This is a genomic window from Pseudomonas sp. B21128 (assembly GCF_044218865.1).
Taxonomy (GTDB): domain Bacteria; phylum Pseudomonadota; class Gammaproteobacteria; order Pseudomonadales; family Pseudomonadaceae; genus Aquipseudomonas; species Aquipseudomonas iridis.
This window is the reverse complement of sequence record NZ_CP162590.1, coordinates 1,109,979-1,123,524: the sequence shown is the minus strand read 5'-3', so window position 1 is coordinate 1,123,524 and position 13,546 is coordinate 1,109,979. Positions and strand designations below refer to the sequence as shown.

Sequence of the window (13,546 nt, the reverse complement as noted above, 5' to 3'; positions counted from 1 at the left end):
TTTGCGCAATTAGAGAGTCGCAGGAATGAAGCCGTTCGCCTCCCGTTATCTGCTCCTTGTCGCATTTTCAGTGCTGCTGGGCGCCTGCCAAAGTACGCCGCCGGTGGCTCAAGCCCCCGATGCGCGGGCTACGGCCATCGCGCAGCTGGAACAAAGCCTGGCCAGCAGCGAATTGGCCACTGCCGAAGCCCAGTTGGCCACTTTGCAGACTGAAACCCCCAACGATCAATCCCTTGAGCAATATCAGCGGCAATTGGCCGAGGCGTATCTGCGTCGCAGCCAGATTGTCTTGCAAAAGGGTGACGTAAACGCTGCTGCAACGGCTTTGAGCCGTGCACGTGTACTGATGCCCAAGGCCCCGGCGCTGACCGGTGGCGTCAACGGCGCCATTACCGAAGCACGCAAGGCCGAGCTTGAAAAAGCCGAGGCGGCGTTGCTCGCGGCGGAAGCCAGGCCGAAAGCCAAAGTGATTGATCCGACAGCCGAGAGCACCACGGTTGCGCTGAACATCACCGATAGTCACAAACTTCGCCGCCAACTGGATACGATCGCCGCCGATGTGGTGAATTACGAATGTGCGGTGACTATTCAGGCGCCACGCACCAATGACTATCCCTGGTTGGCGAACTTGCTGACCAAGCGTGTGAAGAAATTGAATCCGGATTTTGATCTGAAGATCGAGAAGCAGATTCTGCGCACGGTGCCGGCGCAGATGGTGCTGAGTCCGCGTAAACCCTAAAAAGCATCGCGGGCAAGCCCGCTCCCACAAGGACAGTTCGACCTTGTGGGAGCGGGCTTGCCCGCGATGACGTTCTTACCGTCTGCGAATATCTTTAGGCCGGAACGGCTTTCGCTTTAGGCTCCCGAGCCCAAACCCGATGCTGCCCGATCGCGGCGAAGAACGGTTTGGTCAACGCCCCGACATCCTTACCTTCGAGCAACCCGGCATCTGCCTCCAGTTTCAGCACATCCAGCAATTGCTTGGCTTCGCCGTGCAAGGCAATCGCCTTCAGGTGCTTGTAGGCCTCCAGCACGTAATGCAACGCCACGCCGTCACCGCTCAACGCTTTGATCGACGCTGCGCCACCCGGCACGAACACCGCATCGAAAATCACGGAAGGCATGCCTTCCATCGATGCATCCACCGGCAGGCTTTTGCCATCGGCGGTTTTTACCGGCGCCGAGGTCGGGCCGAGCAATTTAGCGTGCGCGCCTTCAGCGGCCAGAGCTTTCTTCATCGCATCAATCGCCGCACCATCGACACCGTTGGCAGCAAGAATCGCTACTTTTCGCGTCTTGATGTTTTCTGGCAGCAAATTGGCCTGGCTCAGCGCTGGTGAATGATCGAAAGACGTTTTGCGCGCTTCGACCGTGCCCTGGGTGGGTGCCGGCAGACCGAGATTTTCCGCCACGCGCTTGGCCAGTTGCAGATCGATGTTCGCCAGAATTTCGTTCACTTCCCGCGCACGGATGAACTCGCGCTCAACCTTGCCCAACTCGAAGCTGTAAGCGGCAATGATGTGTTCCTTCTCATGCTCACTCATGCTGTTGAAGAACAAGGTTGCCTGCGAGAAGTGATCGCTGAACGACTGGCTGCGCTGACGGATCTTGGCGGCGTCGATGCGTTCCGGGTAACTCTCGAAACCACCGTCCTGCGCGGCCGGCGGGGTTTCTTTCGGCCAACCGCCGTCAATCGAGTTCGGCTCGTAAGAGGCGCGCCCCTTGTCGATGGTTGTGCGGTGCTGGGCATCGCGCTGACCGTTGTGGAACGGCGCCACCGGGCGGTTGATCGGCAGCTCATGAAAGTTCGGCCCACCGAGTCGGCTGATCTGCGTATCGGTGTAGGAAAATAGCCGACCTTGCAGCAGCGGATCGTTGGAGAAATCGATACCCGGAACAATGTGGCCAGGGCAGAACGCAACCTGCTCGGTCTCGGCAAAGAAGTTGTCCGGGTTGCGGTTGAGGGTCATTTTGCCCAGCGGCGTGATCGGCACGATTTCTTCCGGGATCAGCTTAGTCGGGTCGAGGATGTCGAAGTCGAAATCGTGCTCGTTTTCCTCCTCGATGATCTGCACGCCCAACTCCCATTCCGGGTAGTCGCCCATCTCGATGGCTTCCCAGAGGTCGCGACGATGATAGTCGGTGTCTTTACCGGCGAGCTTCTGCGCTTCGTCCCACACCAGCGAGCAAGTCCCCGCAGTAGGGCGCCAGTGGAATTTCACGAAGCGCGATTTGCCCTCGGCGTTGATCAGGCGGAAGGTGTGCACGCCAAAGCCCTGCATGCTGCGCAGGCTCTTCGGGATCGCCCGGTCGGACATCGCCCAGATGACCATGTGCGCGGACTCCGGCACCAGCGACACGAAGTCCCAAAAGGTGTCGTGAGCCGAGCCGCCGGTAGGGATTTCGTTGTGCGGTTCAGGTTTTACCGCGTGGACGAAATCAGGGAACTTGATCGCATCCTGAATGAAAAACACCGGCATGTTGTTGCCGACCAGGTCGAAGTTGCCCTCGTCGGTGAAGAACTTCACGGCAAAACCGCGCACGTCACGCACGGTGTCACCGGAACCGCGTGGCCCCTGCACCGTGGAAAAGCGCACAAACACCGGGGTTTTCTTCCCTGGATCCTGTAGGAATCCCGCTTTGGTCAGCGCCGCATGATTTTCATAGGCTTGAAAGAAACCATGAGCCCCGGTGCCGCGGGCGTGGACGATACGCTCCGGGATACGTTCATGGTCAAAGTGCGTGATTTTTTCACGCATGATGAAATCTTCCAGCAGCGACGGCCCGCGCTCACCGACCTTGAGGGTGTTCTGGTTGTCGGCAACCTTCACGCCTTGGTTGGTGCGCAGTGCCTGGCCGGTGGCGTCGGAGCGGAATGTCTCCAGACTGTCGAGCTTGGCGTTGGTGTTGGCGCGATCCGGGGTATCGGTTCCGGCCATTTCACTTTTTGCAGGGGCAGGTTTCTTGGTACTCATCAGACGTAAACTCCTCGTTTGACCCCCGGGACGTGCCGAGGACTCTTGAGTGGCTCCCGGGCACGGTACCCAGGCTTTCAAGTCGCTTAAGTAGTGACCGATGACAAGGAACGAGCGTTCCTTTTTTATGACCTTTGATCTTCTTATTGCCAATTCGAAGGTTAAATGCGAAATAAATGCTAAGAACCTCTATACGGACAGGCTAAAATGCGCGCCCGGCTAACCGCTGATCCTTTTCTAACGCGCCCCACAAGGTTCGCTACGTGATCGAGTTTCAAAACGTCCACAAGACTTACCGCGTCGCCGGTAAGGACATCCCCGCCCTGCACCCGACCAGTCTCTCGATTGAGAATGGTCAGGTCTTCGGTCTGATCGGCCATTCCGGCGCGGGAAAAAGTACCCTGCTGCGTCTGATCAATCGCCTGGAAGAATCCAGTGGCGGCAAGATCTTCGTCGACGGCGAAGAAGTCACCGCGCTGGACGCCAACGGCCTGCGCCGTTTCCGCCAGCAAGTCGGGATGATCTTCCAGCACTTCAACCTGCTCGCGTCCAAGACTGTCGCCGACAACGTTGCGTTGCCGCTGACCTTGGCCGGCGAGTTGACGAGCAGCGAAATCGACCAACGTGTGGCCGAGTTGCTGGCGCGGGTCGGTCTTTCCGACCACGCCAGGAAGTACCCGGCGCAGTTGTCCGGTGGCCAGAAGCAGCGTGTCGGCATCGCCCGCGCCCTGGCGACCAAGCCCAAGATTCTGCTGTGCGACGAAGCCACCAGCGCTCTCGACCCGCAGACCACGGCCTCGGTCCTGCAACTGCTGGCCGAGATCAATCGCGAGCTGAAACTGACCATCGTCCTGATCACCCACGAGATGGACGTCATCCGCCGCGTGTGCGATCAGGTCGGTGTGATGGATGCCGGCGTGATCGTCGAGCAAGGTTCGGTGGCCGATGTGTTCCTGCATCCGCAGCACCCGACCACCAAGCGTTTCGTGCAGGAAAGCGAGCAGATCGACGAAAGCGAACAGCGCGATGACTTCGCTCACGTGCCGGGCCGTATCGTGCGTCTGACTTTCCAGGGCGAAGCGACCTACGCGCCGTTGCTCGGTACCGTCGCCCGCGAGACCGGTGTCGACTACAGCATCCTGGCCGGTCGTATCGATCGCATCAAAGACGTTCCGTACGGGCAATTGACCCTCGCCGTCACCGGTGGCGACATGGAAGCGGCGTTCGCTCGCTTCACCGCCGCTGACGTTCACATGGAGGTCCTGCGTTAATGGAAGCCTTTTTGAGCTTTTTCGCCAATATCGACTGGTACGAAATCTGGCTGGCCACCGGCGACACGATGCTGATGCTCGGCGGTTCGCTGCTGTTCACCGTGCTGCTCGGTCTGCCGCTGGGTGTGCTGCTGTTTTTGTGCAGCCCGCGTCAGTTGCTGGAAAACCGTGGTGTCTACGCGTTCATGTCGCTGGCGGTGAACATCCTGCGCTCACTGCCGTTCATCATTTTGCTGATCGTGATGATCCCGTTTACCGTGCTGATCACCGGCACCTCGCTGGGCGTGGCCGGTGCGATTCCGCCGCTGGTGGTGGGGGCAACGCCGTTCTTCGCGCGCCTGGTGGAAACTGCGCTGCGTGAAGTCGATCGCGGCATCATCGAGGCGACCCAGTCGATGGGCGCGACAACCCGGCAGATCATCGTCAACGCGTTGCTGCCAGAGGCCCGGCCGGGCATCTTCGCAGCGATTACCGTGACAGCGATTACACTGGTTTCCTACACCGCGATGGCCGGTGTGGTGGGGGCCGGTGGCCTGGGCGACCTGGCGATCCGTTTCGGTTACCAGCGTTTCCAGACTGACGTGATGATCGTCACCGTGGTGTTGCTGCTGATCCTGGTGCAAGTGTTGCAAATGGTGGGCGACCGACTGGTCGTGCATTTCTCGCGCAAATAACCGGTTTTTGTAATCAACAGATGAGCCGGCCATTCGCTGGCAGGCGCCAGACGGGCGCCTCATAAGGAGTTAGCTGAATGAAAAAACTGATCGCTGCTTTCGCTGCCGTTGCGGCATTCTCGGCCCACGCCGAAACCCTGACCGTTGCCGCCAGCCCGGTGCCGCACGCTGAAATCCTCGAATTCGTGAAGCCTGCACTGGCCAAAGAAGGCGTGGATCTGAAGGTCAAGGTCTTCACCGACTACATTCAGCCGAACGTACAGGTTGCCGAAAAGCGTCTGGACGCCAACTTCTTCCAGCACCAGCCGTACCTCGATGAGTTCAACAAGGCCAAGGGCACCACCCTGGTTGCCGTGACCGGCGTACACCTGGAACCACTGGGCGCGTACTCGAGCAAGATCAAGAAGATCGAAGAATTGCCAGGCGGCGCCAACGTGGTCATCCCGAACGACGCCACCAACGGCGGCCGTGCGCTGTTGCTGCTGGCCAAGGCTGGCGTGATCACCTTGAAGGACCCGACCAACATCCTGTCGACCATTAAAGACATCGCGCAAAACCCGAAAGACCTGAAGTTTCGCGAGCTGGAAGCCGCGACCATCCCGCGTGTGCTGACTCAGGTTGATCTGGCGCTGATCAACACCAACTACGCGCTGGAAGCCAAGCTCGATCCGTCCAAGGATGCGCTGGTGATTGAAGGTAACGACTCGCCTTACGTGAACATCCTCGTGTCCCGTGCGGACAACAAGGACAGCGACGCGATGAAGAAACTGGCCGCTGCCCTGCACAGTCCGGAGGTGAAGCAATTCATTACCGAGAAGTACAAGGGTGCGGTGTTGCCGGCGTTCTGATTCGGATTGCTGCAATGAAAAAGGGGCGCATTCGATGCGCCCCTTTTTTTGTGGCGGGTGTCCCGGCTTGAGATCCGCTGTGAATCTTCCCCTCACCCCCAGCCCTCTCCCGAGGGAGAGGGGGCCGACCGAGGTGTCTGGCGCTATGCATCGACCTGAAAGATCCGTCGATTATGGATTCGGCACAGTACTCTCACGTCGGCGTATTTCATCAGCAGCCCCGATTCAGTCCCCTCTCCCTCCGAGAGAGGGTTAGGGTGAGGGGCTTTTGCTTTAAATCTCACTTGCGATTGAGCATCACCGGCAACTGCGCCACCAGTTTGGCGTTGTTCAGCGGCGCCCGAATAAACCCGCGCTGCGTCCCGTCCGGGCCAATCACCGCCAGATTGCCACTGTGATCCACCGTGTAATTCGGCTTACTGGTGTCCGCTGGAATAAACGGAATGCTCACCGCGTTGGCGACTTTCTGCAGTTCTTCGATCGAGGTCGGCGTCAGGCCGATGAATTGCGGATCGAAGTAGCCCAGATACTGCTTGAGCTGCTTCGGGTTGTCGCGGTTCGGGTCGACGCTGACCAGCACGATCTGCAACTTGTCCACAGCGTCCTTCGGCAGTTCACTTTTGATCTGGCGCAGTTGTGCGAGGGTGGTCGGGCAGATGTCCGGGCAGAAGGTGTAGCCGAAAAACAGCAGGCTCCACTTGCCCTTGAGTTCATTGATCGCGACCGGTTTGCCGTCCTGGTCCGTCATCGTCACGTCCGGCAGATTGCGGCTCTGCGGCAGCAGGATGATGCCGGCGTCGATCAGCGCGGTCGGGTCGCCCTGGCCCTTGCCGCTCAGCACTTTGTTGACGGTGAGGCCGAGGATCAACGCGACCACGGCGACGAGGATGAAAACGGTTTTCTGGGTTCGAGTCATAGGTTCAACAGTAAGTAGTGGTCTACGAGCAGGGCGATGAACAACAGGAACAAGTAATAAATAGAGTACTTGAAGGTGTTGATCGCCGCGTGCGGTCGAGTGCCACGGTACAGCACCACGGCCCATTGCAGAAACCTCGCGCCCAAGGCGAGGGCGCAAATGAGGTAGAGCATGCCGCTCATGTGGATCACATAAGGCAGCAGGCTCACGGCCAGCAGCGCAAAGGTGTACAGCAGAATGTGCACTTTGGTGTAGTGCTCGCCGTGGGTGACCGGCAGCATCGGGATATCCGCCTTGGCGTATTCCTCTTTGCGATGGATTGCCAGCGCCCAGAAGTGCGGCGGGGTCCAGGCGAAGATGATCAGCACCAGCAGCAATGGTTCGGCGCTGACATGGCCAGTGGCGGCGGTCCAGCCGAGCAGCGGCGGCGCGGCGCCGGCCAGACCACCGATAACGATGTTCTGCGGCGTCGCGCGTTTGAGGAAACCGGTGTAAACCACCGCGTAACCAAGCAGCGACGCCAAGGTGAGCCACGCCGTCAGCGGATTGGTGAAGGTCAGCAACAACGCCTGCCCCAGCAGCGCCAATACCAGCGCAAACGTCAGTGCGGCGACAGGTGAAACCCGGCCCTCGGCCAATGGCCGTTTGTGGGTGCGCGCCATCAGCGCGTCGATGCGTCGATCCACCACATGATTGACCGCCGCCGCGCCGCCGGCACACAGCGCAATCCCCAGGTTGCCGAACACCAGCACCGTCCACGGCACCCCGGCGCGGGTCGCGAGAAACATGCCGACCAGCGAGGTGATGAGCATCAGCACCACCACTTTCGGTTTGGTCAGCTCCAGATAATCGCGCCACAACGCCTGCGCGGGACGGTCGCCAATCAGAATCGCCACGGCGTTTCTCCTTTTATTGTGATGGGCGCCGCCGAGTGTTTACGCGGGCTCAAGCGCCACCGCGCACTCAGCGGCTGCTTGACCCGAACCAGACTGGTGCGCGCGTGATAATTGACCAGCACCATCGACAACAACAGTGCTGCGCCGCCCGCGTTGTGGGCGACGGCGATTGGCAGCGGCAGATGGAACACCACATTGCTGATGCCGAGGGTGATTTGCGCGGCGAGGGCGATGAGCACCAGGCCGGCCAGTCGGGTCATGCCAACCACTTTCAGTTGCCAGGCCAGACCGAGCAGCACCAGCGTTACCAGCAGCGCGCCGATGCGATGGGTCAGATGAATCGCAGTGCGTGCGTCGCTGTCGAGTTGTCCGCCCAGGTAATTCGGGCCGATGTGTTGGGTCAGATGAAAGCCATTGGCGAAATCAGCGGCTGGCAGCCATTCGCCATGGCACGTCGGGAAGTCGATGCAGGCCACCGCCGCGTAGTTGGAACTGACCCAGCCACCGAGGGCGATCTGGCCGATCACCAGCAACAGTCCCGCCGTCGCCCAGTACTGCAAACGCTTGGGCACGGTCAGTGCCGGTAGCACACCGGACAATCTCAGGGTCAGCAAAAACAGCAGGCTCAACGTCGCGAAACCACCGAGCAAATGCCCGGTGACCACTTGTGGCCAGAGCTTGAGCGTCACTGTCCACATGCCGAACGCGGCTTGTGCGATGACCACCGCCAGCAAGAACAGTGGCAGTTTCAATGGCAGGCCCGGATGACGCCGATTGACCCACGCGCGGCCGGCCAGCACTGAGATGAGCAGGCCGAGGGCGCCAGCGAAGTAGCGGTGGATCATCTCGTTCCAGCCCTTGTGTGCTTCGACCGGCGCCTCGGGATAATGCAGTTCGGCATGGGCCAGTTGGGCTTCGCTTTTCGGCACGCTGATAAAGCCGTAGCAGCCCGGCCAGTCCGGGCAACCGAGGCCGGCGTGGGTCAGGCGTGTGTAGGCGCCGAGCAGCACCACAATCAGTGCCAGCAGGGTGGCAAACAGCGCGAGGCGAAATCCAGGTTTGGCCATGACGATGCCCTTATCCGATGTTCGACAGTTTCAGCAGGTGGCGCAGGTCGTTGAGCAGATCCTTACCCTTTACGTTCGGGCCGTAGCGCAGCACGAGGTTGCCGTGTGGATCGATGATCCACAGCTGCGGCGTGGCCTTGTCGCCAGTCGTCTTGGTGAACACAGCAGCATCCAGCGGATAACGTTGCAGCTGCGGGTATTCGCGGGTCAGTTTGGCGTCGTAATCGCTGCTCAACGGCTGCGCGGCGGCGAGGGCATGGGTGGCACGCCCGGCCTCACGACCGAGGCCGATCTGGATCTGTCGCGCCAGATACACCAACTGCTGGCAATCCACCGAGCAGTCCTTGGGCGCGGTCACCAGCATCTGCCAGCGCTGTTCATCGGCTTGCACGCCGAGGTCGGCGCGGGTCTGGCCATTGCCGAGCAGTTCACCGTGATAGCTGCGACCTTCCGGCACCCAGAACTGCAATTTGTACATGCCGGTGGCGAGCAGCATCGGGCCGACTACACCGAGCACGATCAGCAACAGTTGAATGCGTCCGCGTCGGCGACTGACCGGGACTTTGGCTTCAGACATGCTGGGTGGATTCATGGCCGTTCCCATGGTGTTTCTCCTTGGCGTTGTGCCAGCCGAGATAGAGATAGAGAGCGAGCAGGGCAAGGCTCATGGCGAACCACTGCACGGCGTAACCGAGGTGTTTTTCCGGGCCCATCGCGACCACCGGCCAATCGGCTTGATAGCTGGCCGGGCCGGGTTCGGCGCGTAATTCATAGGCGTAGCCGTCGCGCTCGAGGGTTTTCCACAGCTTGGCCGGCTCGACGGCGGTGATGGTTTGCGGCCAGGTCTGGCTGGCCGGATCAGCGTGCAACTGGAAAGTCGCGCCGGGGGCGACGTAGACCCAGGCGTCGATATTCAGCGATGCGGTTGGCGTGCTGAATTGCGGCGGTACGCGGCGATCCGGCCACGGCAGCCAGCCGCGATTGACCAGCAGCCACAGACCGCTGCGCTGATCCTGAAACGGTTGCAGCAACTCGACGCCGACTTTGCCGTCACGCTGGCGGTTGTCGAGCAGCAAGCTGTGCGAGGCATCGAACTGGCCCTGCAGATGTACGCGGCGATAGGCCGGGTCGGCGCTGGTCAGTAGTTCGCTGCTGGCCATCGGCTCGGCGGCGCGGCGTTCGGTGTAAGTGGCGAGCAGGGCGGTTTTCTCCGCGCCACGGCCCAGTTGCCAGACACCCAGTGACACCAGCATCGGGAGCAACAACGCCACCACCACGGTCGGAATCACACCCGGGCGAAAGCGCTTCATGCTTGCGCCACAAAGTCAGTTGTCGCGATCGCTATACTCAACTGCATCGCCTGTCCCCCGGAGTCTTCCCATGCTCAAAACAGCTATCGTCCTGATGCTGATTGCCACGGTGATCAGCCTGTTCAGCGGCCTGTTTTTCCTGGTCAAGGACGACAGCAGCTCGAATCGTCTGGTCATCGCCTTGAGTGTTCGGGTGGCATTGGCCGCCGGAACCGTCGGCCTGATTGCCTGGGGTTTCTACAGCGGCCAACTCGTGTCTCACGTGCGGTGGTAGCTGCAAGCGGTAAGCTACAAGCTGCAAGTTAGAAGCCTTACCGCTTTGAGCTTGAAGCTTGCAGCTGTTGTTGTGGCTTGCAGCTGTTGTTAAAGCACATAAACGAAGATGAACAAGCCGATCCACACCACGTCGACGAAGTGCCAATACCAGCTCGCCGCTTCAAAGCCGAACTGATGCTCGTTGTCGAAGTGGCCCTTCATGATCCGCATCAGCATCACAAACAAAATGATCGTGCCGATGGTCACGTGGGCGCCGTGGAAACCGGTGAGCATGAAGAACGTCGCGCCGTAGATGCCCGAACCCAGGGTCAGGCCCAGCTCCTTGTAAGCGTGAATGTATTCTTCGGCCTGGAAGCCAAGGAACGCACAGCCCAGCAACACGGTGATCGCCAGCCAGATTTTCAGCGCGCCGCGATGGCCTTTCTTCAGCGCATGGTGGGCGATGGTGATGGTCACGCTTGAGCTGACCAGCAGAATCGTGTTGATCAGCGGCAGGCCCCACGGACTGATGACGTCCTTGGGCGGCGGGAACAGTTTCGGGTCCGGCGTGTTCAGCAGCGGCCAGGTGAACTGAAAGTTTGGCCAAAGCATGTGCGCGACCCCTTTGGGGCCTTCACCCCCGAGTGCCGGGCCGGAAATGTGCCGCACGTAGAACAGCGCACCGAAGAAAGCGACGAAGAACATCACCTCGGAAAAGATGAACCAACTCATGCCCCAGCGGAACGAGCGGTCCAGCTGCGCGCTGTATAGCCCCGCGCGGCTTTCCTTGATCACCGCGCCGAACCAGCCGAACAGCATGTACGCCACCAGCAGGCCACCGATGAAAAAGATCAGCGGGCCGTGGGATTCCGGGCGCGCTGCCTTCAGATCGTTGAACCAGACGGCCAGACCGTACACGGTGACCAACATCCCGATCGTGGCGATGATCGGCCACTTGCTCTGGGCCGGAACGTAATAGTGCTCATGAGTTGCCATTTATTGTTCTCCTTATCGGGCACGCTAACCGCCAGTGTTTACAGCCACCGGTGGATGTCGGGCGGTGATATCGAACAGCGTGTAGGACAGCGTCAGGTGCTTCACTTCCTTGGGCATGTCGCGGTCAACAATGAAACGCACCGGCATTTCGATCTGTTGCCCGGGCTGCAGCACCTGCTGGGTAAAACAAAAGCATTCGGTCTTGTGGAAATACGCGGCGGCATTACTCGGCGCGATGCTGGGTACGGCTTGCGCACTCATCGGTTTGTCGGTGGGGTTGCGGGCGATGAAAATCATCTCGTTGACCGCGCCGGGGTTGGCCGTGAGTTCATCGTGCTTGGGATAGAAATCCCATGGCATGTCGGCCGTGTTGGTCGACAGAAACTGCACGCGCACCTGGCGCGAGGTATCAACCACCTGCTCACCCTCGTACTGGCCGCCGGTCTTGCCGTTGATGCCGAAGGCTTTGCACATCACGTCATAGATCGGCACCAGGGCAAACCCGAAAATGAACATCGCGACCACCACACCGAGCAGGCGTGTGACCAGTTTTTTCAGCGAGATCGAGTCAGCCATGATTTTCAGCCTCCACATGAATCCTTGTGGGAGCTGGCTTGCCAGCGATGGCTTCCTGCCTGACACACTGCGCTGGCCCCATCGCTGGCAAGTCGAATCGTCGCACCGCAGCTCCCACAGGGTTTGTCACAGGGCTGGAGGTGTTCATTTCACTTCCGGCGGTGTGCTGAAGGTGTGATACGGCGCCGGCGACGGCACGCTCCACTCCAGACCTTCGGCGCCATCCCACGGTTTGGCCGGTGCCGGTTCGCCGCCACGGATGGTCTTGATGACGATGAACAGGAAGAAGATCTGCGTGGCGCCGAACATGAACGCGCCGATCGAGGAGACCATGTTGAAATCGGCGAATTGCAGGTTGTAGTCCGGAATCCGTCGCGGCATTCCCGCCAGTCCCACGAAGTGCATCGGGAAGAACGTCAGGTTCATGCCGACGAACGACAGCCAGAAGTGCAGCTTGCCGAGGGTTTCGTCGTACATGTGCCCGGTCCATTTCGGCAGCCAGTAATAGGCTGAGGCGAAGATCCCGAAGATCGCCCCCGGCACCAGCACATAGTGGAAGTGCGCGACCACGAAATAGGTGTCCTGATACTGGAAGTCCGCCGGGGCAATGGCCAGCATCAGCCCGGAGAACCCGCCAATGGAGAACAGGATCACGAACGCCACGGCAAACAGCATCGGCGTCTCGAAGGTCATCGAGCCTTGCCACATGGTGCTGGCCCAGTTGAACACCTTCACCCCGGTCGGCACGGCGATAAGCATCGTCGCGTACATGAAAAACAGCTCGCCCACCAATGGAATGCCGACCACGAACATGTGGTGCGCCCAGACGATAAACGACAGAAACGCGATGCTCGCCGTGGCGTAGACCATCGAGGTGTAGCCAAACAGCGGTTTGCGCGCAAACGCCGGGATGATCTGGCTGACGGCGCCGAAGGCCGGCAGGATCATGATGTACACCTCGGGATGGCCGAAAAACCAGAACACATGCTGGAACAACACCGGGTCACCGCCACCGGCAGCACTGAAGAAACTGGTGCCGAAGTGGATGTCCATCAGCATCATCGTCACGCACCCGGCCAGCACCGGCATCACCGCGATCAGCAAAAACGCGGTGATCAGCCAGGTCCAGACGAACAGCGGCATCTTCATCAACGTCATGCCGGGGGCGCGCAGGTTGAGGATGGTCGCGACCACGTTGATCGCGCCCATGATCGAACTGATCCCCATCAGGTGAATGGCAAAGATGAAGAACGTCACGCTCTCAGGCGCGTAAGTCGTCGACAACGGCGCGTAGAACGTCCAGCCGAAATTCGGCCCGCCACCGGGGCTGAACAGAGTCGAGACCAGCAGCAGGAACGCCGCCGGCAGCAGCCAGAAGCTGAAGTTGTTCATCCTTGGCAGGGCCATGTCCGGCGCGCCGATCATCAGCGGGATCATCCAGTTGGCGAGGCCGACGAACGCTGGCATCACCGCACCGAACACCATCACCAAACCGTGCATGGTGGTCATCTGGTTGAAGAACGCCGGTTCGACGATCTGCAAACCGGGCTGGAACAGCTCGGCGCGGATCACCATGGCGAACGAACCGCCGAGCAGGAACATGCAGAACGCAAACCACAGGTACAGCGTGCCGATGTCCTTGTGGTTGGTGGTCAGCACCCAGCGCATCAGGCCTTTGGCCGGGCCGTGGGCGTGGTCGGCGTGACCGTGGTCATCGATGACAGCGCTCATGGCCGGTCTCCTTCAAGCGAGTGGACGGGGC

At 60.2% G+C, this 13,546-nt stretch carries 14 protein-coding genes; 5 read left to right on the top strand and 9 right to left on the bottom strand.

Annotated elements, in window-relative coordinates:
- Nucleotides 1–25: 25 nt before the first annotated feature.
- Nucleotides 26–739 carry a PA5502 family lipoprotein gene (locus tag AB4P91_RS04845; RefSeq protein ID WP_395604419.1) on the top strand — a complete coding sequence of 238 codons (714 nt, stop codon included), beginning with the start codon at nt 26–28 and terminating at the stop codon, nt 737–739.
- A 94-nt stretch (nt 740–833) separates the two neighbouring features.
- Here the strand turns inward: AB4P91_RS04845 and katE are convergent, their stop codons facing one another.
- Nucleotides 834–2,975 carry a catalase HPII gene (gene katE, locus AB4P91_RS04840; RefSeq protein WP_150593274.1) on the bottom strand — a complete coding sequence of 714 codons (2,142 nt, stop codon included), beginning with the start codon at nt 2,973–2,975 and terminating at the stop codon, nt 834–836.
- A gap of 263 nt (nt 2,976–3,238) precedes the next feature.
- Here katE and AB4P91_RS04835 point away from each other — a divergent pair, with 263 nt between their 5' ends.
- The 3 genes from AB4P91_RS04835 to AB4P91_RS04825 all read left to right on the top strand — a co-directional run bounded on the left by AB4P91_RS04835 (nt 3,239) and on the right by AB4P91_RS04825 (nt 5,768).
- A complete protein-coding gene (locus AB4P91_RS04835) occupies nt 3,239–4,246 on the top strand; it encodes a methionine ABC transporter ATP-binding protein (RefSeq protein WP_150593273.1) in 1,008 nt (335 codons plus the stop codon).
- A complete protein-coding gene (locus AB4P91_RS04830) occupies nt 4,246–4,920 on the top strand; it encodes a methionine ABC transporter permease (protein WP_395604418.1) in 675 nt (224 codons plus the stop codon). The genes AB4P91_RS04835 and AB4P91_RS04830 overlap by 1 nt, the downstream gene beginning before the upstream one ends.
- A 77-nt stretch (nt 4,921–4,997) precedes the next feature.
- Entirely contained in the window at nt 4,998–5,768 is a 771-nt protein-coding gene (locus AB4P91_RS04825) for a MetQ/NlpA family ABC transporter substrate-binding protein (RefSeq protein WP_150595853.1), read from the top strand.
- A 280-nt stretch (nt 5,769–6,048) separates the two neighbouring features.
- On the opposite strand, the gene AB4P91_RS04820 is transcribed toward AB4P91_RS04825, so the two are convergent.
- From AB4P91_RS04820 to AB4P91_RS04800, 5 genes are read right to left on the bottom strand one after another with little or no spacing between them, the layout of a single operon-like run.
- Nucleotides 6,049–6,684 (bottom strand): SCO family protein, encoded by a 636-nt coding sequence (locus AB4P91_RS04820; RefSeq protein ID WP_042556966.1) that lies wholly within the window; start codon nt 6,682–6,684, stop codon nt 6,049–6,051.
- Nucleotides 6,681–7,580, bottom strand: coding sequence for a heme o synthase (cyoE, locus tag AB4P91_RS04815; protein WP_150593272.1), 900 nt, complete (start codon nt 7,578–7,580; stop codon nt 6,681–6,683). Before cyoE ends, AB4P91_RS04820 begins: the two co-directional genes overlap by 4 nt.
- Nucleotides 7,568–8,647 (bottom strand): heme A synthase, encoded by a 1,080-nt coding sequence (locus tag AB4P91_RS04810; RefSeq protein WP_150593271.1) that lies wholly within the window; start codon nt 8,645–8,647, stop codon nt 7,568–7,570. The genes cyoE and AB4P91_RS04810 overlap by 13 nt, the downstream gene beginning before the upstream one ends.
- Nucleotides 8,648–8,657: 10 nt before the next feature.
- Nucleotides 8,658–9,251 carry a hypothetical protein gene (locus AB4P91_RS04805; protein WP_150593270.1) on the bottom strand — a complete coding sequence of 198 codons (594 nt, stop codon included), beginning with the start codon at nt 9,249–9,251 and terminating at the stop codon, nt 8,658–8,660.
- Entirely contained in the window at nt 9,217–9,957 is a 741-nt protein-coding gene (locus AB4P91_RS04800) for an SURF1 family protein (protein ID WP_395604417.1), read from the bottom strand. Before AB4P91_RS04800 ends, AB4P91_RS04805 begins: the two co-directional genes overlap by 35 nt.
- A 70-nt stretch (nt 9,958–10,027) precedes the next feature.
- Here AB4P91_RS04800 and AB4P91_RS04795 point away from each other — a divergent pair, with 70 nt between their 5' ends.
- Nucleotides 10,028–10,231: a twin transmembrane helix small protein gene (locus AB4P91_RS04795; protein ID WP_115147881.1), complete on the top strand. Its 204-nt coding sequence runs from the start codon at nt 10,028–10,030 to the stop codon at nt 10,229–10,231.
- 89 nt (nt 10,232–10,320) lie between these two features.
- Here the strand turns inward: AB4P91_RS04795 and AB4P91_RS04790 are convergent, their stop codons facing one another.
- The 3 genes from AB4P91_RS04790 to ctaD form a co-directional block, all read right to left on the bottom strand.
- Nucleotides 10,321–11,208 (bottom strand): cytochrome c oxidase subunit 3, encoded by an 888-nt coding sequence (locus tag AB4P91_RS04790; protein ID WP_395604416.1) that lies wholly within the window; start codon nt 11,206–11,208, stop codon nt 10,321–10,323.
- Between the two features lie 24 nt (nt 11,209–11,232).
- Nucleotides 11,233–11,784 carry a cytochrome c oxidase assembly protein gene (locus AB4P91_RS04785; protein WP_042556973.1) on the bottom strand — a complete coding sequence of 184 codons (552 nt, stop codon included), beginning with the start codon at nt 11,782–11,784 and terminating at the stop codon, nt 11,233–11,235.
- Between the two features lie 144 nt (nt 11,785–11,928).
- Nucleotides 11,929–13,515 carry a cytochrome c oxidase subunit I gene (gene ctaD / locus AB4P91_RS04780; protein ID WP_150593267.1) on the bottom strand — a complete coding sequence of 529 codons (1,587 nt, stop codon included), beginning with the start codon at nt 13,513–13,515 and terminating at the stop codon, nt 11,929–11,931.
- Nucleotides 13,516–13,546: the final 31 nt, after the last annotated feature.